This window comes from Mycobacterium sp. pR1184, from assembly GCF_041287235.1.
GTDB lineage: Bacteria > Actinomycetota > Actinomycetes > Mycobacteriales > Mycobacteriaceae > Mycobacterium.
Window position 1 is genome coordinate 113,505 of record NZ_JBGGKR010000012.1, and the last position, 23,241, is coordinate 136,745.

The 23,241-nt window shown below is 66.9% G+C and carries 20 protein-coding genes; 14 read left to right on the forward strand and 6 right to left on the reverse strand.

Annotated elements, in window-relative coordinates:
* The first annotated feature begins 41 nt into the window (after window positions 1-41).
* From uvrC to ACAG21_RS20770, 5 genes are all read left to right on the forward strand, one after another.
* Complete coding sequence (uvrC, locus tag ACAG21_RS20750; RefSeq protein ID WP_370498141.1) at window positions 42-2,006, forward strand: excinuclease ABC subunit UvrC; 1,965 nt, start codon at window positions 42-44, stop codon at window positions 2,004-2,006.
* A complete protein-coding gene (gene rapZ, locus ACAG21_RS20755) occupies window positions 2,003-2,929 on the forward strand; it encodes an RNase adapter RapZ (protein ID WP_370498142.1) in 927 nt (308 codons plus the stop codon). Before uvrC ends, rapZ begins: the two co-directional genes overlap by 4 nt.
* Window positions 2,926-4,002, forward strand: a complete 1,077-nt coding sequence (locus ACAG21_RS20760; protein ID WP_370498143.1) for a YvcK family protein — start codon at window positions 2,926-2,928, stop codon at window positions 4,000-4,002. The genes rapZ and ACAG21_RS20760 overlap by 4 nt, the downstream gene beginning before the upstream one ends.
* Window positions 3,999-4,976 (forward strand): DNA-binding protein WhiA, encoded by a 978-nt coding sequence (whiA, locus tag ACAG21_RS20765; protein ID WP_342928958.1) that lies wholly within the window; start codon window positions 3,999-4,001, stop codon window positions 4,974-4,976. Before ACAG21_RS20760 ends, whiA begins: the two co-directional genes overlap by 4 nt.
* Before the next feature lie 126 nt (window positions 4,977-5,102).
* Entirely contained in the window at window positions 5,103-6,491 is a 1,389-nt protein-coding gene (locus ACAG21_RS20770) for a wax ester/triacylglycerol synthase family O-acyltransferase (RefSeq protein WP_370498144.1), read from the forward strand.
* On the opposite strand, the gene ACAG21_RS20775 is transcribed toward ACAG21_RS20770, so the two are convergent.
* The 3 genes from ACAG21_RS20775 to ACAG21_RS20785 are packed head-to-tail and all read right to left on the reverse strand — an operon-like array spanning window position 6,488 to window position 10,125.
* Entirely contained in the window at window positions 6,488-7,744 is a 1,257-nt protein-coding gene (locus tag ACAG21_RS20775; RefSeq protein WP_370498145.1) for an alpha/beta hydrolase, read from the reverse strand. The genes ACAG21_RS20770 and ACAG21_RS20775 overlap by 4 nt on opposite strands.
* On the reverse strand, window positions 7,744-9,381 hold the full coding sequence (gene fadD12, locus ACAG21_RS20780) for an acyl-CoA ligase FadD12 (RefSeq protein WP_370498146.1): 1,638 nt from the start codon (window positions 9,379-9,381) through the stop codon (window positions 7,744-7,746). The genes ACAG21_RS20775 and fadD12 overlap by 1 nt, the downstream gene beginning before the upstream one ends.
* A 3-nt stretch (window positions 9,382-9,384) precedes the next feature.
* The gene (locus ACAG21_RS20785) at window positions 9,385-10,125 is read right to left on the reverse strand and encodes a lysophospholipid acyltransferase family protein (RefSeq protein WP_370498237.1); all 741 of its coding nucleotides are present in this window, start codon (window positions 10,123-10,125) and stop codon (window positions 9,385-9,387) included.
* A 233-nt stretch (window positions 10,126-10,358) separates the two neighbouring features.
* Here ACAG21_RS20785 and ACAG21_RS20790 point away from each other — a divergent pair, with 233 nt between their 5' ends.
* The 5 genes from ACAG21_RS20790 to tpiA all read left to right on the forward strand — a co-directional run bounded on the left by ACAG21_RS20790 (window position 10,359) and on the right by tpiA (window position 15,480).
* Complete coding sequence (locus ACAG21_RS20790; RefSeq protein ID WP_370498147.1) at window positions 10,359-11,624, forward strand: helix-turn-helix domain-containing protein; 1,266 nt, start codon at window positions 10,359-10,361, stop codon at window positions 11,622-11,624.
* A gap of 368 nt (window positions 11,625-11,992) precedes the next feature.
* On the forward strand, window positions 11,993-12,271 hold the full coding sequence (locus ACAG21_RS20795; protein ID WP_370498148.1) for a hypothetical protein: 279 nt from the start codon (window positions 11,993-11,995) through the stop codon (window positions 12,269-12,271).
* Window positions 12,272-12,436: 165 nt separating this feature from the next.
* Window positions 12,437-13,456 carry a type I glyceraldehyde-3-phosphate dehydrogenase gene (gene gap, locus ACAG21_RS20800; protein ID WP_370498149.1) on the forward strand — a complete coding sequence of 340 codons (1,020 nt, stop codon included), beginning with the start codon at window positions 12,437-12,439 and terminating at the stop codon, window positions 13,454-13,456.
* Between the two features lie 3 nt (window positions 13,457-13,459).
* Window positions 13,460-14,698, forward strand: a complete 1,239-nt coding sequence (pgk, locus tag ACAG21_RS20805) for a phosphoglycerate kinase (RefSeq protein WP_370498150.1) — start codon at window positions 13,460-13,462, stop codon at window positions 14,696-14,698.
* Window positions 14,695-15,480: a triose-phosphate isomerase gene (gene tpiA, locus ACAG21_RS20810; RefSeq protein ID WP_370498151.1), complete on the forward strand. Its 786-nt coding sequence runs from the start codon at window positions 14,695-14,697 to the stop codon at window positions 15,478-15,480. Before pgk ends, tpiA begins: the two co-directional genes overlap by 4 nt.
* A 31-nt stretch (window positions 15,481-15,511) precedes the next feature.
* On the opposite strand, the gene ACAG21_RS20815 is transcribed toward tpiA, so the two are convergent.
* Together ACAG21_RS20815 and ACAG21_RS20820 are read right to left on the reverse strand one after the other, a co-directional pair.
* On the reverse strand, window positions 15,512-16,615 hold the full coding sequence (locus ACAG21_RS20815) for an FAD-dependent monooxygenase (RefSeq protein WP_370498152.1): 1,104 nt from the start codon (window positions 16,613-16,615) through the stop codon (window positions 15,512-15,514).
* Between the two features lie 78 nt (window positions 16,616-16,693).
* Window positions 16,694-17,803 (reverse strand): FAD-dependent monooxygenase, encoded by a 1,110-nt coding sequence (locus ACAG21_RS20820; protein ID WP_370498154.1) that lies wholly within the window; start codon window positions 17,801-17,803, stop codon window positions 16,694-16,696.
* 73 nt (window positions 17,804-17,876) lie between these two features.
* On the opposite strand from ACAG21_RS20820, the gene ACAG21_RS20825 reads away from it, so the two are divergent.
* The 4 genes from ACAG21_RS20825 to ACAG21_RS20840 all read left to right on the forward strand — a co-directional run bounded on the left by ACAG21_RS20825 (window position 17,877) and on the right by ACAG21_RS20840 (window position 22,525).
* Window positions 17,877-18,482 (forward strand): TetR/AcrR family transcriptional regulator, encoded by a 606-nt coding sequence (locus ACAG21_RS20825; protein ID WP_370498156.1) that lies wholly within the window; start codon window positions 17,877-17,879, stop codon window positions 18,480-18,482.
* 79 nt (window positions 18,483-18,561) lie between these two features.
* Window positions 18,562-18,795: a preprotein translocase subunit SecG gene (gene secG, locus ACAG21_RS20830; RefSeq protein WP_036468630.1), complete on the forward strand. Its 234-nt coding sequence runs from the start codon at window positions 18,562-18,564 to the stop codon at window positions 18,793-18,795.
* Between the two features lie 52 nt (window positions 18,796-18,847).
* On the forward strand, window positions 18,848-21,673 hold the full coding sequence (gene ppc, locus ACAG21_RS20835) for a phosphoenolpyruvate carboxylase (protein ID WP_370498157.1): 2,826 nt from the start codon (window positions 18,848-18,850) through the stop codon (window positions 21,671-21,673).
* Window positions 21,674-21,700: 27 nt separating this feature from the next.
* Window positions 21,701-22,525, forward strand: a complete 825-nt coding sequence (locus tag ACAG21_RS20840) for a DUF1206 domain-containing protein (protein WP_370498158.1) — start codon at window positions 21,701-21,703, stop codon at window positions 22,523-22,525.
* Between the two features lie 169 nt (window positions 22,526-22,694).
* Here ACAG21_RS20840 and ACAG21_RS20845 read toward each other — a convergent pair whose 3' ends face one another.
* Window positions 22,695-23,093: an ATPase gene (locus ACAG21_RS20845; protein WP_370498238.1), complete on the reverse strand. Its 399-nt coding sequence runs from the start codon at window positions 23,091-23,093 to the stop codon at window positions 22,695-22,697.
* Between the last annotated feature and the right edge of the window lie 148 nt (window positions 23,094-23,241).

A 23,241-nucleotide genomic window follows, 5' to 3' on the forward strand; every position in this document is an offset into this window, starting at 1 on the left:
CGATCCGCCGCGGCCCGTTTCGCGGCTACTAGCCTGGATACGTGCCAGATCCCGCCACTTATCGTCCCGCTCCCGGATCCATTCCGGTCGAGCCGGGCGTCTACCGGTTCCGGGACACGCACGGGCGGGTGATTTACGTCGGCAAGGCCAAGAGCCTGCGCAGCCGGTTGACGTCATACTTCGCCGACGTCGCGAATCTGCACCCGCGCACCCGGCAGATGGTGACCACCGCGGCCAAGGTCGAGTGGACGGTGGTCAACACCGAAGTCGAGGCGTTGCAGCTGGAATACAACTGGATCAAGGAATTCGATCCACGTTTCAACGTCCGTTACCGCGACGACAAGTCCTACCCGGTGCTGGCCGTGACCCTCAACGAGGAATTTCCCCGGCTGATGGTCTATCGCGGCCCGCGCCGTAAGGGGGTTCGCTATTTCGGCCCGTACTCGCACGCCTGGGCGATCCGGGAGACGCTGGATCTGCTGACCCGGGTGTTCCCGGCGCGGACCTGCTCCGGCGGAGTATTCAAGCGGCACAAGCAGATCGACCGTCCTTGTCTGCTCGGCTACATCGACAAATGCTCGGCCCCCTGCATCGGCAGGGTGAGCGAGGAGCAACACCGCCAGATCGTCACCGACTTCTGCGACTTCCTGTCCGGCAAGACCGACCGGTTTGCCCGTGAGCTGGAACAGCAGATGCACGCCGCCTCCGAGCAGCTCGACTTCGAACGCGCGGCACGGCTCCGCGACGACATCGGCGCACTCAAGCGGGCGATGGAGAAGCAGGCCGTGGTGCTGGGTGACGGCACCGACGCCGACGTGGTGGCATTCGCCGACGACGAGCTCGAGGCGGCGGTGCAGGTGTTCCACGTCCGCGGCGGACGGGTCCGCGGTCAGCGCGGTTGGATCGTTGAAAAGGCTTCTGACCCAGGCGATTCCGGCGAAGAGCAGTTGGTCGAGCAATTCCTGACGCAGTTCTACGGCGACCAGGCGGAACTGGACGGTGCGGCCGACGAGTCCGTCAATCCCGTTCCGCGCGAGGTGCTGGTGCCGTGCCTGCCGTCCAACGCGGGGGAGCTGGCCAGCTGGTTGTCCGGGCTGCGTGGCTCGCGGGTCGTGCTGCGGGTACCGCGTCGCGGCGACAAGCGGGCACTGGCCGAGACCGTGCAACGCAACGCGAAAGAAGCACTGCAGCAACACAAGCTGAAGCGAGCCGGGGACTTCAACGCCAGATCCGCGGCGCTGCAGAACATTCAGGACGCGCTGGGGCTGGCCGACGCACCGCTGCGGATCGAGTGTGTCGACATCAGCCATGTCCAGGGCACCGACGTGGTGGGTTCGCTGGTGGTTTTCGAGGACGGCCTGCCGCGCAAGTCGGATTACCGTCACTTCGGAATCCGGGAAGCCGCCGGGCAGGGGCGCTCCGACGACGTCGCATCCATCGCCGAGGTGACCCGGCGCCGCTTCCTGCGCCACCTGAGTGACCAAAGCGACCCGAATATGCTTTCCCCGGAAGGCAAATCACGCCGGTTCGCCTATCCGCCCAACCTGTATGTCGTGGATGGCGGGGCGCCGCAAGTCAACGCGGCCAGCGCCGTGCTCGAAGAGCTCGGGATCACCGACGTCGCGGTGATCGGACTGGCCAAACGGCTGGAAGAGGTGTGGGTGCCCTCGGAGCCGGATCCGGTCATCATGCCGCGCAACAGCGAGGGACTTTATTTGCTGCAGCGCATCCGTGACGAGGCGCACCGGTTCGCGATCACTTACCATCGCAGCAAGAGATCCAAGCGAATGACCGCCTCAGCGCTGGATTCGGTGCCAGGATTGGGAGAACATCGTCGCAAGGCGCTGGTCACTCACTTCGGATCGATAGCCCGCCTCAAGGAGGCCACCGTCGACCAGATCACCGCCGTGCCGGGAATCGGCGTGGCAACGGCCACGGCCGTCCTCGAGGCGCTACGACCGGCCGAGCAAGCCGAACCGGCCGAGCAACCCGGAGCCTCGGCATGACCAGTCACGACAGCGAGCAGCGATCCGTGCGCGGGGGCGACGGCCACCCGGGTGACACCGCCGGGATCGACGTCGTTCTGGTCACCGGGTTGTCCGGCGCCGGGCGGGGTACCGCGGCCAAGGTGCTCGAGGACCTCGGCTGGTATGTCGCCGACAACCTGCCGCCCCAGCTGATCACCCGGATGGTGGATTTCGGGCTGGCGGCCGGCTCGCGGATCACCCAGCTCGCCGTCGTGATGGACGTGCGGTCGCGCGGATTCACCGGCGACCTCGACGAGGTCCGCAACGAATTGGCCACCCGCAACATCAATCCGCGGGTGGTGTTCATGGAAGCCTCCGACGACATGTTGGTGCGCCGCTACGAACAGAACCGCCGCAGCCACCCGCTGCAGGGTCAGCAGACGCTGGCCGAGGGCATCGCGGCCGAGCGCCGGATGCTGGCACCGGTGCGCGCCACCGCGGATCTGATCATCGACACGTCCACCCTGTCGGTGCGCAGCCTGCGGGAAAGCATCGAGCGTGCCTTCGGCGGGGACGCGGGCACGTCGACGAGCGTCACCGTCGAGTCGTTCGGCTTCAAGTACGGCTTGCCGATGGACGCCGACATGGTGATGGATGTGCGGTTTCTGCCGAACCCGCACTGGGTCGACGAATTGCGGCCACACACCGGCCAGCACCCCGCCGTGCGTGACTACGTGTTGGGCCAACCGGGGGCGGCGGAGTTTCTCGACGCTTACCATCGACTGCTATCTCTGGTTGTCGACGGCTACCGCCGGGAGGGCAAGCGCTACATGACGGTCGCGATCGGCTGCACCGGCGGCAAACATCGCAGCGTGGCGATCGCGGAGGCGTTGATGCGGTTGCTGAGGGCCGACGAGCAACTGTCGGTGCGGGTGCTGCACCGGGATCTGGGCCGCGAATGAGTCCACCACAGAGCGAGGGCATCGTCGCGCTGGGCGGTGGACACGGCTTGTATGCGACGTTGTCGGCGGCGCGCCGGCTGACGCCCTACGTCACCGCCGTGGTGACCGTCGCCGACGACGGCGGCTCGTCGGGCCGGCTGCGCAGCGAATTGGACGTGGTGCCGCCGGGCGATTTGCGAATGGCGTTGGCGGCGTTGGCATCTGACAGTCCGTATGGGCGACTGTGGGCGACCATCCTGCAACACCGATTCGGCGGCAGTGGGGCCCTGGCCGGACATCCGATCGGCAATCTGCTGCTGGCCGGCCTGTCCGAGGTGCTGGCCGATCCGGTCGCGGCCCTCGACGAGCTGGGGCGCATCCTCGGCGTCAAGGGCCGCGTGCTGCCGATGTGCCCGATCGCGCTGCAGATCGAGGCCGACGTGTCCGGCCTGGAGGCCGACCCGCGGATGTTCCGGGTGATTCGCGGTCAGGTCGCGATCGCGACCACACCGGGCAAGGTGCGCCGGGTGCGGCTGCTGCCGCCGGACCCGCCGGCGACCCGGCAGGCCGTGGACGCGATCATGGCCGCCGACTTGGTGGTGCTGGGGCCCGGCTCCTGGTTCACCAGCGTGATCCCGCACGTGCTGGTTCCCGGTCTGGTCGCGGCGTTGCGCGCCACCTCGGCGCGGCGCGCCCTGGTGCTGAATCTGGTGGCCGAACCGGGCGAGACGGCCGGGTTCTCGGTGGAGCGCCATCTGCACGTATTGGCCCAGCACGCCCCCGGGTTCACCGTCAACGACATCATCATCGACGCCGATCGGGTGCCCAGTGAGCGCGAACGCGAGCAGCTGCGCCGCACCGCGACACTGCTCAAGGCCGAGGTCCACTTCGCCGACGTGTCCCGACCTGGTACACCTTTACATGATCCGGGCAAGCTAGCGGCGGCCCTGGACGGGGTCCGAACGGGCCGCACGGGTCCGGCAGCGCCTTCGGCGAAGGCCACCGCGGAGATTCGGGTCGACGGAGAAAGTTCAACGACGGGCGTGAACGGACCAGCTGGCAGCGGACCAAGGGGTGACGACGCGTGGCGATGACGACCGAAGTCAAGGACGAGTTGAGCCGCTTGGTAGTGAAATCGGTCAGCGCGCGTCGAGCCGAGGTCACCTCCTTGCTGCGCTTCGCCGGTGGGTTGCACATCGTGGGTGGCCGAGTGGTCGTCGAGGCCGAGGTGGACCTGGGCAACATCGCCCGCCGGTTGCGCAAGGACATCTTCGACCTCTACGGCTACAACGCGGTCGTGCATGTGTTGTCGGCCAGCGGGATTCGCAAGAGCACGCGGTACGTGCTGCGGGTGGCCAACGACGGCGAGGCGCTGGCCCGCCAGACCGGGCTGCTCGACATGCGGGGGCGTCCGGTGCGCGGCCTGCCGGCCCAGGTGGTCGGCGGCAGCATCGGGGACGCCGAAGCCGCGTGGCGCGGCGCTTTTTTGGCCCACGGATCGCTGACCGAGCCCGGGCGTTCGTCCGCGCTGGAGGTCAGCTGCCCGGGCCCGGAGGCGGCGCTGGCGTTGGTGGGCGCGGCGCGGCGGCTCGGCGTCAGCGCCAAGGCCCGCGAGGTGCGCGGCGCCGACCGCGTGGTGGTGCGCGACGGCGAAGCGATCGGCGCGCTGCTGACCCGGATGGGCGCCCAGGACACCCGGCTGGTCTGGGAGGAACGCCGGATGCGCCGCGAGGTGCGGGCGACGGCGAACCGGCTGGCCAACTTCGACGACGCCAACCTGCGTCGCTCGGCTCGGGCCGCGGTCGCCGCGGCCGCCCGGGTGGAGCGTGCCCTGGAGATCCTCGGCGACACCGTGCCCGACCACCTGGCCACGGCCGGCAAGCTGCGCGTGGAGCACCGGCAGGCCTCGCTGGAGGAGCTGGGCCGGCTTGCCGACCCGCCGATGACGAAAGACGCTGTGGCGGGCCGTATTCGGCGATTGCTGTCGATGGCCGACCGCAAGGCGAAGGTCGAAGGCATCCCCGACACCGAGTCGGCCGTGACCCCCGACCTCTTGGAGGATGCTTAACTAGCTGCGACCGGGGGCACCTCCCAGCCGCGCAGCGGCGAGGGGGAGGCGGGGGAAACGGGGGCGCGCGATGGGTTTGTTGGCGATTGCTCGACTTGGTTTGCCGGCGAGGACTACGGTCATCGCATGAAGCGGCTTTCAAGCGTTGATGCGGCATTTTGGTCTGCGGAAACTGCGGGCTGGCACATGCATGTCGGTGCGCTGGCGCTGTGCGATCCCAGCGGCGCGCCGGACTACAGCTTTCAGCGACTTCGGGAACTGCTGATCGAGCGGCTGCCCGAACTGCCGCAGTTGCGCTGGCGCGTCACCGGAGCGCCACTCGGGCTGGACCGGCCGTGGTTCGTCGAAGACGAGGACCTCGACGTCGACTTCCATCTGCGCCGCATCGCGGTTCCCGCTCCCGGCGGTCGCCGCGAGCTGGAGGAACTGGTCGGCCGGCTGATGTCCTACAAGCTGGACCGGGCGCGCCCGCTCTGGGAGCTGTGGGTGATCGAGGGCGTCGAGGGCGGCCGGGTCGCGACGCTGACCAAGATGCACCACGCGATTGTCGACGGGGTCTCCGGCGCCGGGCTGGGTGAAATCCTGTTGGACGTCACCCCGGAACCGCGCCCGCCGCAACAGGAGACGGTGGGGTCGTTGGTCGGAGCCAAGATCCCGGGCATCGAGCGGCGGGCGGTGGGCGCGCTGATCAACGTCGGCGTCAAGACGCCGTTCCGGATCGCGCGGCTGGTGGAGCAGACGGTGCGCCAGCAGGTCGCCGCGCTGGGTCTGGCCAGCAGGCCGCCGCGGTTCTTCGAGGCGCCCAAGACCCGATTCAACGCACCCGTCTCGCCGCACCGGCGGGTCACCGGTGCGCGCGTCGAGCTGGCCCGTGCCAAGGCGGTCAAGGATGCCTACGGCGTCAAGCTCAACGACGTCGTGCTGGCGCTGGTGGCCGGCGCCGCCCGCGAATATCTACAGAAACGCGGTGAGCTGCCGGGCAAACCGCTGATCGCCCAGATCCCGGTCTCCACCCGCACCGACGCGGATAAGGACGACGTCGGCAACAAGATCAGCTCGATGACGGCCTCGCTTGCCACCGACATCGATGATCCCGCCGCGCGGTTGCGGGCCATCCACGAAAGTACGCAGAGCGCCAAGGAAATGGCCGAGGCGCTGTCGGCGCATCAGATCATGGGACTCACCGAGACGACCCCGCCCGGCCTGCTGCAGCTGGCCGCGCGCGCGTACACGGCCACCGGTCTGTCGCGAAACCTGGCTCCGCTCAACCTGGTCGTGTCGAATGTTCCCGGTCCGCCGATGCCGCTGTACATGGCCGGCGCGAAGCTGCAATCGCTGGTGCCGCTTGGCCCGCCGGTGATGGATATCGCGCTCAACATCACCTGCTTCTCCTACACGGACTACTTGGACTTCGGTTTCGTGACGACGCCGGAGGTGGCCAACGACATCGATGACATGGCCGATGCGATCGAACCGGCGCTGACCGAACTCGAAAAAGCGATCGACCGAGGCTAGTCGCGGGGCAGGTAGTTCGTGGCGTACACCCAGGACAAGAACCGCGCCACGGCTTCGGCCGACTTGTGCGCCCGCGGGGAACCGAAGATGTCGAAAGCGTGCTGGGCGTTGGGTAATTCGGCGTAGGCGACGGGTGACTTCGACACCGCCCGTAACTCCTCGACGAACTCGCGTGATTCGGCCACCGGGATGAGTGAGTCGTCGGTGCCGTGCAGCACGAAAAACGGTGGTGCGTCGGCCCGTACATAGCGGATCGGTGACGCATCGAAATAGATGTGCGAGTGGGTGCTGAGTTTGCGCTTGACCACTAATCTTTCCAGCACCTCGATGAACTCGGCGCGCCCGGGCTCATCGGAGGAATACCAGTCGTAACGTCCGTAGAACGGCACCGCGGCCGCCACCGACGTGTCGGCATCCTCGAAGCCGGGCTGGAATTTGGGGTCGTTCGGAGTCAGGGCCGCCAGCGCCGACAGATGGCCGCCGGCCGAACCGCCGCTGATGGCAACGAAATTCGGGTCACCGCCGTAGGCCGCGATGTTCTCCTTGACCCATGCCAATGCGCGCTTGACGTCGACGATATGGTCGGGCCACGTGTACCGCGGAGCGACGCGATAGTTCATCGACACGCAGATCCAGCCGCGCGAAACCAGGTGACTCATCAAGGGATACGCCTGCGGGCGACGCCACCCGATCATCCACGCGCCGCCGGGCACCTGCAGCAGCACCGGCGCCTTGCCGTCGCGCGGCAGGTCGCGGCGGCGCCAGACGTCGGCCAGGTTGGAGCGTCCGTGCGGGCCGTAGCGCACGATGTTCTCTTTCTCCACGAAGCGACGCCGCGCCCCGGTGGTGCGCAGGGGCGGGTTGCGCCGGCCCCGGCGGGTGGGCTCGGCGGGCAGCGCCTTGAGTTCTTCGGTGTAGTCGGCACCGAGCTGGTCGGTCAGGCTGGCCTCCAGCACGGGGCCCGGTGTCGTGGCCCCCCGGTAGCCGATCACTGCCAGGATCGCCCAGGACGCGGCCGTCAACGCCAGCGCCGCTTTGCCTTTCGGTCCGTCGAAGTCCCCGCGGCGGGCGCGACGCGCGGCATCCAGCATGGAGGCGCCGGCGTACAGGCCGGGTACTTCCGAGGTCGGCCAGCCGAACCAGAACACCGCGACCGAGGCGTAGGGATTGCGGCTGACCGGATGGAATCCGTTGGCGGCGTTGAGTAACTCGACGGCCGCGCGCAGCAGCGGCCTTCTTCTGAAGGCGCGCATCAGCCCCCCGCCCGTGATTGCAGTTCGGCCCGCAAAATTTTGCCGGTGCTGCCGCGGGGCAGCTCGTCGAGAACCGAAATCTCGCGCGGCACTTTATAGTTGGCGAGATTGTCGCGAACGTGTTGTTTGAGCGTCTCGGGCGTGGCGGCCGAGCCGGGGCGCAGCACCACGAAGGCCGCCAGTCGCTGGCCGTACTGCTCATCGTCCACGCCGATCACCGCGGCCTCGGCCACTTCCGGGTGCGCGGCAAGCGTCTTCTCCACCTCGATCGGGTAGATGTTCTCGCCGCCGGACACGATCATCTCGTCGTCGCGGCCGACGACGAACAGCCGCCCAGCCTCGTCGAGATAGCCGACGTCGCCCGACGACATGAAGCCGGCGTGGAAAGCTTTTCCTTTGCCGGCCGAGCCCTCCGTGTAGCCGTCGAACTGGGTGTCGTTGCGCACGTAGATGGTGCCGACCTCGCCGGTGGGCAGCTCATTGAATTCCGGGTCCAGGATTCGGATCTCGGTTCCGCCGGCCGGCTTGCCCGCGGTGTCGGGCGCGGCGCGCAGATCCTCCGGTGTGGCCGTCGCGATCATGCCCGCCTCGGTCGCGTTGTAGTTGTTGTAGATCACGTCGCCGAACTGATCCATGAACGCGATGACCACGTCGGGCCGCATTCGCGAACCTGACGCCGCTGCGAAACGTAATGACTTGCCGCTGTAGCGGTTTCGGACGTCCTCGGGCAGTTCCATGATGCGGTCGAACATCACCGGGACAACGGCCAGGCCGGTCGCCTGATGGCGGTCGACGAGTTCCAGGGTGGCTTCCGGGTCGAACTTGCGCCGGGTGACGATCGTGCAGGCCATCGACGCGGCGAAAATCAGCTGCGAGAAACCCCACGCGTGGAACATCGGCGCCACGATCACGATCGTTTCCTCCGCACGCCACGGTGTGCGGTCCAGGATCGCCTTGAGTGTGCCGATGCCGGCCCCGCCGCCAGATTGCTTGGCGCCCTTGGGACTTCCGGTGGTACCGGAGGTCAGCAAAATCATCTTGCCCTTGCGGCCGGTGCGCTGCGGATGCTGGCCGAGGTGTTCGGTGATCAGTTTTTCCACGGTCAGCTCGTGTTCGCCGTCGGTCCACGCCACGATGCGGGTGGCGTCGGGCCTGTCGGCCAGCGCGCGGTCCACCGTCGCGGTGAACTCCTCGTCGTAGATGGCGACGTCGACGCCCTCGCGGTTGACCACCTCGGCCATCGCCGGGCCGGCGAACGACGTGTTGAGCAGCACGACGTCGGAGCCGATCCGGTTGGCGGCCACCAACGCCTCGATGAAGCCGCGGTGATTGCGGCACATGATCCCGATCACCTGCGGCTGGCCGGACGGCAGGGCCTGCAGCGCGGCGGCCAGTGCGTTGATCCGCTCGTCGAGCTGCCGCCAGGTCAGCGTGCCGAGTTCGTCGATCACGGCGGGGCGGTCCGGGCAGCGCTGAGCGGCGCCGGCGAAACCGACCGTCATACCCATGCCCTCGCGACGCATCGCCGCGGCCATCTTCAGGTAGCGGTCGGGCCGCATCGGCGCGATCATTCGGGCGCGTCGCAACGTCGCCAAGACGCCCAAGACGTCGCGAGCTTGGTCCAGGGGAGATGGCATGGCTCAGCCCAGAATCGGGAATCGGCGCTTGGCGGCGAGGTCCTTGAGCGCTTCCTGCATCACCGCGCGCACGTGCTCGTCGACCGCGTCGATGTCGGGGTCCTCGCCGAACTGCGCGGCGATGTCGATGGGTTCCAGCACCTGCGTGACGATCTTGGTGGGTAACGGCACATTCGGCGGCACGACGGCGGAAAGGCCGAACGGGAAGCCGAACGAGACCGGCAGGATGGCGCTGCGCAGCAACCGCTTGATCCCCAGCCGCTCGGCCAGCCAGGTGCCGCGGGTGAGGTAGAGCTGGGTCTCCTGGCCACCGATGGAGACCGCGGGAACGATCGGCACGCCGGCCTCGATCGCGGTGCGGACATATCCCTTGCGGCCGTTGAAGTCGATGACGTTCTCCGACACGGTCGGCCGGTAGGCGTCGTAGTCACCGCCGGGAAAGACGACCACCACACCGCCGGACCGCAACGCCTGGGCGGCGTTCTCCCGGTTGGCCCGGATGTAGCCGGTGCGCCGGAACAGCCCGCCCGTCACGCCCAGGAACAAGATGTCGTGACTCAGCGTGTAGACCGGCCGGTCGTACCCGAACTTCTCGTAGAAGTCGACGCTGAAGATCGGGACATCCATCGGGAACATGCCGCCGGAGTGGTTGCCGACCACCAGCGCCCCACCCGGCGGGAAGGAGTCCAGGCCGTGCACCTCGGAGCGAAAATACCGCTTCAAGACCGGACGCATCACGCTCATCAGGCGCTTGGTCAGACCGGGGTCGAATTTACCGATCTCGGGGTCGTCACTGTCGCTCGCGCCCACTTCGCTCACCGATGCCCCCTTTGGCGTCGCTCGAGAGTTCCCGCGTTGAGTCCCTAGATGGTAGCTAGGGCTTTGGATTGGATGGCCAACAGGCAAACACTCTTACCTATGGAGTCCCGGTCGCGCACAGTGGTGGGTGCGGCACAACGGGACGGAAGGTGGCCGGCATGGTCGATGTCATTGCGGACCCGATGTCGGTGATCGCCCGGGAGATGGACCGTATTCGCGAGGACTTCATCGCCGAGGTCTTCGACGAGATCAAGGCCGAGAATCGGGACCTCGACTACGACGCCGCCATGTTGGAGCTGTGGCGGGCCAGCCTCACCGACAGTGTGGTCGCGGGTATCGAGTTCTTGGCCAAGGGTGCGACGGCCGACTGGTTGCAGGCCCCGGCGGCGTCGGTCGCCTACGTGCGGGCCGCCGCGCAGCGCGACGTTCCGTTGTCGGTGCTGGTGCGGGCCCACCGCATCGTGCACTCACGTTTCCTGGAGGCGGCGACCCGGTTCGTGGTCCTGGTCGAGCCGGCATTGCAGGTGCCGACGATCGTCGACCTGGTGTCGCGCTCCGCGAGCTTCGTCGACGCCGTGGCCGATCAGCTGACGGTCTCCTACGAGTTGGAGCGCGACGAATGCGGCGGCGACCGGGGCGCGTCGCAGTCGGCCGATGAGGCGCGCGACAACGTCCCGGTCGCCGCGCAGGTGGCCGACAGCGTGCTGACGTATCCGTTGGACGGTGTGCACATCGCCGCGGCGCTGTGGGTCGACGAGCTCGTCGCGCCCGCGGAGGTGGTGGCGTCGTTCGATCGGATACGACGCGCGGTCGCCGCCGCGGTGGGCGCGGTGAACGGCACGTTGCTGGTGCCGACGCATGACCGCGAGGCCCGGTTGTGGTTTGCGCTCGAGGGTTCTGGCAAACCGGAGATCGACCAGGCCCGGGTGCGGACGGCTTTCGAGTCCGCGAGAGTGCGGGCCGGTCTGGCACTTGGCCGGGTGGAAAAAGGGCAAAGCGGATTCCGGGCATCGCTCAAACAGGCGGAGCGGGTGAAGGCGGTCGCTTTTGCCGGCCGAGGCCGATCGGACGCCAGGGTGGTTTTTCACAGTGAGGTTGCGCCAATTGCGTTGATGGCAGGCGACTTGGACGAGCTGCGCTCTTTTGTCACCGAGGTGCTCGGCGAGCTCGGCCACGACGACGAGCGCACCGGATGGTTGCGCGAAACATTGCGCGAATTTCTATCCAGAAACCGAAGTCACGTCGCGACCGCTGAGGTAATGCAGTTGCCCCCCAACATCATTCAGGAAGCTGTGACGCAGGCCATGCAGCTGTGCGGGCACAGTTTCGGCGATCCCGACGCGGTGTTGCGAGTGCAGATCGCGCTGGAGGCCTGCCGGTGGATGGCACCGGCGTTATTGCACATGGCCCACGAATGTCCTTAGGAGCCACCAGCTCTGAGCGGTCCAAGTAGTCACCGCCTCCCAGCGGCTGACCTGCCGTTTATACCGTGCTAGCAAAAGCGACCTAGTGTTCGTCGCCGAAGGATATGGCGCTGGCCGGATTCGGGGGGTTATGGTTACCGCGCTAAATAGTGAACGGCCGGTTGAGAGAAGAAGAGATGGACTTCGCTGGTTTGTCTGACGAGCGTGATGCACGCTCGGTCGCAGCGCACAGCTCGAGTGGTGCCCGTGACCGTCGCGGGCACCATTCTCGCGGCGGCGCGGTCCGTCCCGGCCCGGGGCATGTCCGGCAATCGGGGCCGCCGGTGACCGCCGGCCGGACTGTCGGTGCTTTGGATCGCGCAACGGTCGTGGCCGACACCGCGGATCAGCGCCAGGCCGACTACTTTCTTCGTTTGCTGACCCAGAACCGCCGTCTGATCAACCAACGGATCGAGGGCTACCACAAGGCGATTGCCGTCGCCGAAGCCAGAGGCGACGCCGAAAGCGCATGTGTATTTCGGCGCACCGCGCGCATCGAGGAGCAGGAGCGCAAGGCACTCGACGGCCTGATCGAAAACCTGCAGCGCCGATTTGTGGTCCAGCCCACAGCCGACCTGCCGCACGGACCGCGGCTCGTGGTCCGCTAGCCGCAATCACCGGCCTCAACCGCGCCGCCGGCCTGGCGCGGCGCCTTCCAACTCGGCTTTTGGCCTTCGCGGGTTCGGGACTGTTACCAGTTCAGCAACCGTTGCTACTACTGATCTAGGCTGACGCCCAGGGGTTCAACACCAGACTTACCGAGGGAGACACCAGTGACGGTCCGAGTAGGTATCAACGGCTTCGGTCGAATCGGACGCAATTTCTACCGCGCGTTGCTTGCCCAGCAGGAGCAGGGCGGCGCCGATATCGAGGTGGTGGCGGTCAATGACCTCACCGATAACGCCACGCTCGCGCATCTGCTGAAATTCGACTCGATCCTGGGCCGGCTGCCCCACGACGTCACCCTCGAAGGTGAGGACACCATCGTGGTCGGCCCGGCCAAGATCAAGGCCCTCGAGGTGCGCGAGGGTCCGGCCGCCCTACCGTGGGGTGATTTGGGCGTCGACGTCGTCGTCGAGTCCACCGGCATCTTCACCAATGCGGCCAAGGCCAAGGGCCACCTGGACGCCGGCGCCAAGAAGGTGATCATCTCGGCTCCGGCGACCGACGAGGACATCACCATCGTGCTGGGCGTCAACGACGACAAGTACGACGGCAGCCAGAACATCATCTCCAACGCCTCGTGCACCACGAACTGCCTGGGTCCGATCGCCAAGGTCCTCAACGACGAGTTCGGCATCGTCAAGGGCCTGATGACCACGATCCACGCCTACACCCAGGACCAGAACCTGCAGGACGGCCCGCACAAGGACCTGCGCCGCGCGCGTGCGGCCGCGCTGAACATCGTGCCGACCTCCACCGGTGCGGCCAAGGCCATCGGACTGGTCTTGCCCGAACTCAAGGGCAAGCTCGACGGGTACGCGCTGCGGGTGCCGATCCCCACCGGCTCGGTCACCGACCTGACCGCCGAGCTGGCCAAGGCCGCCAGCGCCGAGCAGATCAACGCCGCGATGAAGGCCGCCGCCGAGGGTCCGCTCAAGGGCATCCTCAAGTACTACGACGCGCCGATCGTGTCCAGTGACATCGTCACCGACCCGCACAGCTCGATCTTCGACTCGGGCTTGACGAAGGTGATCGACAACCAGGCCAAGATCGTGTCGTGGTACGACAACGAGTGGGGTTACTCCAACCGGCTCGTTGACCTGGTCGCACTGGTCGGCAAGTCGCTGTAAACCGTGAGCGTTCCAAACCTCGAAGACCTGCTGTCCGAGGGTGTTTCGGGTCGCGCCGTGCTGGTGCGCTCCGACCTCAATGTCCCGCTCAACGACGCCGGCGACATCACCGACCAGGGCCGGATCACCGCGTCGGTCCCGACGCTGAAGGCACTGCTGGATGGCGGCGCCAAGGTGGTGGTGACCGCACACCTGGGACGCCCCAAGGACGGGCCCGACCCGAAGCTGTCGCTGGCGCCGGTCGCGGCCGCGCTCGGTGAGCAGCTGGGCCGCCACGTGCAGTTGGCGGGCGACGTCGTCGGAACCGATGCGCTGGCGCGTGCCGAGGGCCTGACCGACGGCGACATCCTGTTGCTGGAGAACATCCGCTTCGATCCGCGCGAGACCAGCAAGGACGACGGCGAGCGGTTGGCGTTGGCCAAGAAACTCGCCGAATTGGTCTGGCCGGGAGGGGCTTTCGTCTCCGATGGCTTCGGTGTGGTGCACCGCAAGCAGGCCTCGGTGTATGACGTCGCCACGCTGCTGCCGCACTACGCCGGCAAGCTGGTGGCCGACGAGATTGCGGTGCTCGAGCAGCTGACGAGCTCGACGCGCCGGCCCTACGCGGTGGTGCTCGGCGGGTCGAAGGTCTCGGACAAACTCGGCGTCATCGAGTCGCTGGCCACCAAGGCCGACAGCATCGTAATCGGCGGCGGCATGTGCTTCACTTTCCTTGCCGCACAAGGTTATTCAGTAGGAAAGTCGCTGCTCGAAGAGCATATGGTCGAGACCTGCCGCAACCTGCTGGACACCTACGTCGACGTGCTGCGACTGCCCGGCGACATCGTGGTGACCGAGAAGTTCAGTGCCGATTCGCCTCCACAGTTTGTCGCCGCCAATGCGATTCCGGACGATCTGATAGGCCTGGACATCGGCCCGGGGTCGGTGAAACGCTTTGCGGCGCTGCTGTCCAACGCTGAGACCGTGTTCTGGAACGGCCCGATGGGCGTTTTCGAATTCCCGGCTTACGCGGCCGGCACTCGGGGAGTGGCCGAGGCGATCGTTGCCGCGACCGGCAAGGGCGCCTTCAGCGTGGTGGGCGGTGGTGACTCCGCGGCGGCCGTACGCGCGCTCGGCATCCCCGAGGACGCGTTCTCGCACATCTCGACCGGTGGTGGCGCGTCGCTGGAATACCTGGAGGGCAAGGAGTTGCCCGGCATCGAGGTGTTGGGGCGTCCCCAGCCAAGCGGAGGAGACTCGTGAGCCGTAAGCCGCTGATCGCCGGCAACTGGAAGATGAACCTCAATCACTTCGAGGCCATCGCGCTGGTGCAGAAGATCGCATTTGCGTTGCCGGACAAGTACTTCGACAAGGTCGACGTCACGGTGCTGCCGCCGTTCACCAACCTGCGCAGCGTGCAGACCCTGGTCGACGGCGACAAGCTGCGGTTGACCTATGGTGCCCAGGACTTGTCGCAGCACGACTCCGGCGCCTACACCGGCGACATCAGCGGCACCTTCCTGGCCAAGCTGGGTTGCACCTTCGTGGTCGTCGGCCATTCGGAGCGGCGCACCTACCACCACGAGGACGACGCGCTGGTGGCCGCCAAAGCCGCCGCCGCGCTCAAGAACGGCCTGACCCCGATCGTATGCGTCGGCGAGCATCTCGACGTCCGGGAGGCCGGCGAGCACGTGAGCCACTGCGAGAAGCAGGTGCGCGAGTCGCTGGCCGGCCTGTCGGCCGAGCAGATCGGTCAGGTCGTGATCGCCTACGAGCCGGTCTGGGCGATCGGCACCGGCCGGGTGGCCAGCGCCGGTGACGCCCAGGAGGTCTGCGCGGCGATCCGCCGGCAGGTGGGCGAACTGGCGACACCCAAGATCGCCGACACCGTGCGGGTGCTCTACGGCGGCTCGGTCAACGCCAAGAACATCGGCGAGATCGTCGCGCAGGACGACGTCGACGGCGGGTTGGTCGGGGGAGCGTCGCTGGAGGGCGAGCAATTCGCGACCTTGGCGGCCATCGCCGCCGGTGGCCCACTGCCGTAGTCCCGCCGTGGCCGAGCCGGTCCGGTAGCACTCAGCCGGCGTGGGCCAGCGCTCGATTGCGTGCGTCGATGGCTTCCTGAGTCGCGGGAACCAAGAGGTCCCCGCCCGCACCGACCGTGCCCTGGGCATGCGTGACGTGCGGGCGCTGATCACGCTCATATTGGGCCAACGCCGCCTCCAGGTCATCGGCGTTCTCGAACAATGCCTTTGCCAGCAGCCAAGTTCCGGTGATAGCCAGGCTGGTTCCCCGCCCGGACATCGGGGATGCGCAATGGGCCGCGTCGCCGACGAGCACCACCCGTCCCCGATGCCACGACGGCATGTCGATCTGGCTCACCGAGTCGAAGTACAGTTCCGGGTCACGGCATGCCGCGTCGAGCAGTTCGGGCACCCGCCACCGGCCGTGTCCGCCGAACTGCTCGGTCAGGATGCGCTTCTGCGCATCGAGGTTGTGGTAGTCGTAGTCGATCCAGGATGAGCGAAAGGTCAACACCGCCAACGCCACGTCGCGATACGTGACAATGCCGGCCATGTGGCCCGGGAAGTTGTAGATCGGGTTGGGGACGCCGGTCGGCCGGTATTGCGGCAGGTTCGCCAGAGCGGTGTAGAAGCCGAGATGACGCAGATACTGGCGCTCGGGCCCGAAGACGAGCCGTCGCGTGGCCGAGTGCAGACCATCGGCGCCCACCACCAGGTCGTAACGGGCCTGCTCGCCGGAGGCGAACAGTACGTCGACGCCGCGGCCGTCATCGTGGAGTTCGGTGACGGACTCGCCGAGCGTCAGCGTGACGGACGACCCGAGAGCATTGCGCAGGACGTGCGCCAAGTCTTCTCGTGGGATTTCGGTGTCCTGAGCCGTGTCGTTGATCTGCGTGAGCGGTAGCTCGGCCACCCGGTTGCCGTTGTTGTCGACAAAGCAAGTGCGTGCCGTCATGTCGACCTGCCGGGCCCGGATTTCCTCGAGGATGCCCATCTGTCGGGCGACGGCCAGTGACTCGCCGCGAATGTCGATCGGCGACCCGTTGACCCGAAGATGTTGTGCGCGTTCGACGATGGTGACGTCGTGCCGGGCATTGCCCAGGTTGATGCCCGCGGAAAGCCCGGCCATGCCAGCGCCGGAAACCAGAATGCGCATGAGTAAACCCCTCGGAGATAGGAGACATCGTGTATCCAAAAAAACGATAGCGATCGTCATTAGGAAACGCAATGCCTCTTATCTGCGCCCCTCGCCGCTCAAAGCCCGGTTGCGCGCGTCGATCTCGTCCGCCGTGGCGGGGGCCAGGAGGTCGCCACCCGGAGCGGCCGTCGCCTGGCAGCGGATGACGTGCGGCCGCTGATCGCGTTCGTATTGCTGCCACGCCCGGACGAGGTCACGGGGATGGTCGCGCAGTGCTTGTGCGAGGAACCAGGCGCCGGTCAGGGCCAGGCTGGTGCCGCGCCCGGAGAGGGTCGAGGCGCAGTGCGCGGCATCGCCCACCAGAACGACGCGACCGTTGTGCCAATCCGGCATCTTGATCTGACTCTCGGAGTCGAAGTAGAGCTCGGGGTCCCCGACGGCGGCGTCGACCAATTCAGGAACTCGCCACTCGTCGTGGCCGGCGAACGCGTCGGCCAGGATGCGCTTGCCTGCCGCGACGTCGTGGTAGTCGTAGTCGATCCACGATGAGCGGAACATGAAGAACGCCAATGCTTTTGCGTTGTAGGACATGATCCCGACGATGTGTCCCGGGAAGTTGTACATCGGGTTTACCCGGTCACTCGGATGATGGCCGGGGAGCGTCGCCATCGCGGTATAGAAGCCGAGGTGGTGCAGGAACCGCCGCTGCGGCCCGAACGTGAGCCGCCGCACGGCCGAATGCATTCCGTCCGCCCCAACGACGAGGTCATAGCGGTCGGTCGCCCCCGAGGTGAACCGGACGTCGACGCCGGATTCACCGGCGTCGAGCGCGCCGACGGATTCGCGGAAACGCAATTCCGTCGACGACCCCAACCGGTCGCGCAGGAGATTGATGAGGTCGTCACGGGCGATCTCGACGTCATCGGGGCTGTCGTTGATCTCGTCCGCCGGCAGTTCCGCCACCACCGTGCCGTCGCGGTCGACGAATTGCACCCGCTCGGTCATGTCGATCCTGCGCTCGCGGATCTGCCCGAGCAGGCCCATCTTGTCGGCGACATCGATCGAGTCCCCACGAATGTCGATCGGCGGGGCGCTGCCGCCCAAGTGGTCCGCGCGCTCGACAACGGTGACGTCATGGCCGTCGACGCCGAGGTTGATCGCGGTGCTTAGGCCCGCGACACCGGCACCGGAGATGAGAATGCGCATCAGAAGGCCTTGCCCCGGCGATAGGATTCATTGCGTATCCAAATGACGGTAGCGATCAGCCTTAGGGAACGCAATGCCTCTTATCTCTCACGCCGCTCCGCAGCGCCGCCGCGGTGCCGCGCTGGAGAACGCGCTGCTGGACGCGGCCTGGGACGAACTGAATGAACGCGGCTATGACGACTTCACCATCGATGGCGTCGCCGCTCGGGCTCGCACCAGTCGCGCGGTGCTGTACCGCCGCTGGCCGGGAAAGCCGGAACTGGTACACGCCGCGTTGATTGCGGCAGCCAAGAAGGATCCACTCACGGTGCCGGACACCGGCAGTCTGCGCGGCGACGTGATCAACCTGCTGCGGCAGGTCAATAGCCAACGCGGCCATCTGGCCATCACCGTGATGACCCGGCTCGGTGGTTTCTACCGCGACACCGGCACCAACATCGCCGAGCTGCGCAACGTGCTTGAGGGTGAGCGCGGCGCCACCATGAACAAGCTGGTCGCGCGCGCCATCGCCCGCGGGGAGATTCGGCCCGGCCAGGTCAATGGCCGGGTTGCACAGCTGCCCACCGACCTGCTTCGCCACGACGTGTTGGTCACGTTGGCGCCCCTGACCGACAAAGCCATCGAGGAGATCGTGGACGCGGTGTTCCTGCCCCTCGTCCGGCTCGGCGCCGACGACTAGAGTGGCAAGACCTTGGCCCATCCGGGTCATCGGGTCGGCCTCGAGTGACGGGTTCCTCGCGCCCGGTAAGCTGTCCGTCATGGTTTTGGCCCTACAGATCACCCTGGTGGTCACCAGCATCCTGGTCGTGCTGCTGGTGCTGCTGCACCGCGCCAAGGGTGGTGGCCTGTCCACGCTGTTCGGCGGTGGTGTGCAGTCCAGCCTGTCCGGATCCACGGTGGTGGAGAAGAACCTGGACCGGCTGACGGTGTTCGTGGTCGGTATTTGGCTGGTGTGCATCATCGGGATGGCACTGCAGATCAAGTACCGCTGACCCGACATCGCTCGGCAAGCGGGTAACGCCGTGGGCACCGATACTGGATCGCATGGTTTCTGAGCCCGTCGCCGAGGCCGTTCCCGAGTCCGCGCTGGCGCCGATTGGTGCTGTGCAGCGGACCCGCGTCGGCCGCGACGCAACCGAGCCGATGCGCGCCGACATCAGGATGCTCGGCACCATCCTCGGTGACACGGTGCGCGAGCAGAGCGGCGACGAGGTATTCGAGCTGGTCGAACGCGCCCGGGTGGAATCCTTCCGGGTGCGCCGCTCCGAGATCGACCGGGCCGAGATCTCGCACATGTTCGACGGCATCGACATCCACTTGGCGATCCCGATCATCCGGGCGTTCAGCCACTTCGCGCTGCTGGCCAACGTCGCCGAAGACATCCACCGCGAGCGCCGGCGTCATATCCACGTCGACGCCGGCGAACCGCCGCAAGACAGCAGCCTGGCCGCCACCTACGCGAAACTGGATTCCGCAGAACTGGATTCGGCCACCGTGGCCGAGGCGCTCAAGGGTGCACTCGTGTCGCCGGTCATCACCGCCCACCCCACCGAGACTCGCCGGCGGACCGTCTTCGTTGCCCAGCACCGGATCACCGAGCTGATGCGACTGCACGCCGAAGGACGCCGGGAGACCAGCGATGGCCGCAGCATCGAGCGTGAGCTGCGCCGCCAGGTGCTCACCCTCTGGCAGACCGCGTTGATCCGGCTGTCCCGGCTGCAGATCACCGACGAGATCGAGGTCGGCTTGCGGTATTACCAGGCCGCACTGTTCGAGGTGATCCCGCAGGTCAATTCCGGGGTTCGCGACGCGCTGCGCGCCCGCTGGCCCGGCGCCGAGCTGCTATCGGCGCCCATCCTGCAGCCGGGCTCGTGGATCGGCGGTGACCGCGACGGGAACCCGAACGTCACTGCCGCGGTGGTGCGGCGGGCCACCGCCAGCGCCGCGTTCACCGCGCTGGCCCATTACCTGGCCGAGCTCACCCACCTCGAGCAGGAACTCTCGATGTCGGCGCGATTGATCAGTGTCACAACGGAATTGACGGCGCTGGAGCAGAGCTGCCCGGAGCAGGCCAGGGCCGACGAGCCGTATCGGCGGGCGGTGCGGGTGATCCGTGGCCGGCTCAGCGCGACGGCCACCCAAATCCTGGATGACGAACCGCAGCAACTGCTCGACCTGGGGCTGGAACCGTACGCCACGCCGGACGAACTGAGGGCCGACCTCGACATCATCGACGATTCGCTGCGCACGCACGGCAGCGCGCTGCTGGCCGAGGATCGGCTGGGTCTGTTGCGAGAAGGCGTGCACGTCTTCGGGTTTCATCTGTGCGGGCTGGACATGCGGCAAAACTCCGACGTGCACGAGGAAGTGGTCGCCGAGCTGCTGGCCTGGGCCGGGGTACATCCGGACTACCGTTCGCTGCCCGAAGATGAGCGAGTCGAGCTGCTGGCGGATGAACTGACCACGAGGCGTCCGCTGCTCAGCGACCGCGCCGAGTTGTCCGAGCGGGCACACCAGGAATTGGGCGTGGTCGAGGCCGCCGCGTTCGCCGTCCAGCGGTACGGGCCGGCGGCGGTGCCCAACTACGTCATCTCGATGTGTCAGTCCGTCTCGGATGTGCTGGAGACCGCGCTGCTGCTGAAGGAAACGGGACTGCTCGATGTTTCCGGGCCCGAACCCTATTGCCCGGTAGGCATTTCCCCGCTATTCGAGACGATCGACGATCTGCACAACGGCGCGGCGATACTGCACGCGATGCTGGAGCTGCCGATCTACCGGTCGTTGGTGGCCGCCCGCGGGGACAGCCAGGAGGTGATGCTTGGCTACTCCGACTCGAACAAGGACGGCGGTTATCTGACCGCGAATTGGGCGGTGTATCGGGCCGAGCTGGCGCTGGCCGAGGTGGCCCGCAAGACCGGAATCCGGTTGCGGCTCTTTCATGGCCGCGGCGGCACCGTCGGCCGCGGCGGTGGCCCCAGTTATCAGGCCATCCTGGCCCAGCCGCCCGGGGCGGTGAACGGTTCGCTGCGCCTGACCGAGCAGGGTGAGGTGATCGCGGCCAAGTACGCCGAACCGCTGTTGGCGCAACGGAATCTGGAGAGCCTGGTGGCGGCCACCCTGGAGTCGACGCTGCTGGACGTGGAGGGCCTCGGCGACGAGGCCGAGCCGGCCTACGCCGTGCTCGACGAGATCGCGACGCTGGCCCGCGAGGCGTATTCCGAATTAGTGCACGAGACACCGGGTTTCGTCGAGTACTTCAAGGCCTCCACGCCGGTCAGTGAGATCGGGTCGTTGAACATCGGCAGCCGTCCGACATCGCGCAAGCCCACCGAGTCGATCGCGGACCTGCGCGCCATTCCGTGGGTGCTGGCTTGGAGCCAGTCGCGGGTGATGCTGCCCGGCTGGTACGGCACCGGATCGGCATTCGCGCAGTGGATCGCCGCGGGGCCCGAAAGCGAAAGCGAGCGAGTCGAAGTCCTGCACGATCTGTATCAACGATGGCCGTTCTTCCGCAGCGTGTTGTCCAACATGGCGCAGGTGCTGGCCAAGAGCGACCTGGGGCTGGCTGCGCGATACGCCGAATTGGTGGCCGATGAATCGTTGCGGCGCAGGGTGTTCGGCAAGATCGCCGACGAGCATCAGCGGACGATCGCGATGCACAAGCTGATCACAGGTCAGGACGACCTGCTGGCCGACAACGCGGCGCTGGCTCGTTCGGTGTTCAACCGCTTCCCGTATCTGGAGCCGCTTAATCACCTGCAGGTGGAGTTGCTTCGGCGCTACCGCTCCGGTGACGACGAGGAATTGGTGCAGCGCGGAATCCTGCTGACGATGAACGGGTTGGCCAGCGCGTTACGGAACAGCGGCTAACGGGCATAGGGCAGGGGAGGAGGTCCCATGTCCGCATCGATGCCGTCCGACCACACGTCGGCGATGACCCCGGCCCGCTTCGCCCAGAACGAGCTCTTTGAGCGGCTCGCACGCGGCGGCTTCGTGGTGAGCGGACTGCTGCACCTGGTCGTCGGATACCTCGCCATCCGAATCGCGTTCGGCGAGGCCGGTACCGCCGATCAAACGGGCGCGTTGGCCACCCTGGCAGGCAAGCCGGGTGGGCCTGTCGCGCTGTGGTTCGCCGCCGCGGCTCTGCTGGTGCTGGGTCTGTGGCGGCTCGTCGAGACCGCGCTCGGCCGATCCAGCGACCAGCAGGACGGTACGTCGTCGAGCGCACTGGACCGGGCCAAAGCATTCTCGCTCGCGGTCGTCTATGTCGCGTTGGCGTATTCGGCCCTCGGTTTCGCGCGCGGGGCCGGCAAGTCGGCCGGCCAGCAGAATTCGACGATCAGCGCGCGGCTGATGCAGAGCATGGCCGGCACGATTGCTCTGGTGGTCTGCGGCGTGATCGTCATCGCGGTGGGTGGCTACCACGTCTACAAGGGCGCCAGCCGCAACTTCGTCGACGATCTGAAAGGCAAGTCCGGCAACATGGTCCGGCGTCTGGGCATCGTCGGCTACATCGCCAAAGGGGTGGTGATCGCCGGCGCGGGCGTGCTGGTCGTCGCCGCCGCATTGTTCTCGCAGCCGGAGAAGGCCACCGGGCTGGATGCGGCGCTCAAGACGCTGGGCGCTCAACCGTACGGACGGATTCTGCTGGTCGCCGCCGGTCTGGGCATCATCACTTACGGTTTCTACAGCTTCGCGATGGCCCGGCGGACCAAGATGTAGCGCTCGGCGAGCCCGCTGCGAAGTATCGGTTAACAGCAACTGAATTCGGGCGCCGCGACACCACGGTCGCGCCTGGCTGACCTGACAGCGCTCGGCCCCGGCGCCGTTTCAGCACGCCCTGGACGTGTTCGACTCGGTCGACCGGGAGCCGTAGTCGACCAGGGACGGCCTACCGCGCCGGCCGGTTGCGCAGCCGGTCAACCACACCGCGTACCGCGTGCTCGGTCACCGCCAGCGGCGACATCACCGTCTCGCCGACGCTCACGATGTAGTCGATGCGTCTGACGATCGCCTCCACCGGCTCGACCAGCGAGATCAGGCGCTTGGCGAGTTCGTCCAGGCTTTCCATCGTTCCTTCGAGGTGGTCCAGGCCGCCGTCCAGGCGCTCGACCGTGCCATTCAACCGGGTTAGGGAGCTGCTCAGCTCATTCATGGTTCTGCCGAGGTTGTCGAGGACGTCCTCGACCTGCTCGACCGTCTTGTCGGCGTTCAGAGCAGCCTGAGTGAGCGTCTTGATCCGGTTTCGCTCAGGCCCGTTGCGCACCGATCTGTCTGCCATGTCGGTAATTATGACCGGGACGGAACCGGGGAAAACCTCTGAACATCGAATTGGATGTGCAAAAACAACACTGTGACGGTGGCCGGCGTGCCGGCCTGACCCAAGGCTGCGGCTGCCAGGTGACGCGGCGACTGGCGCAGTACGCGGCCGGCTATGC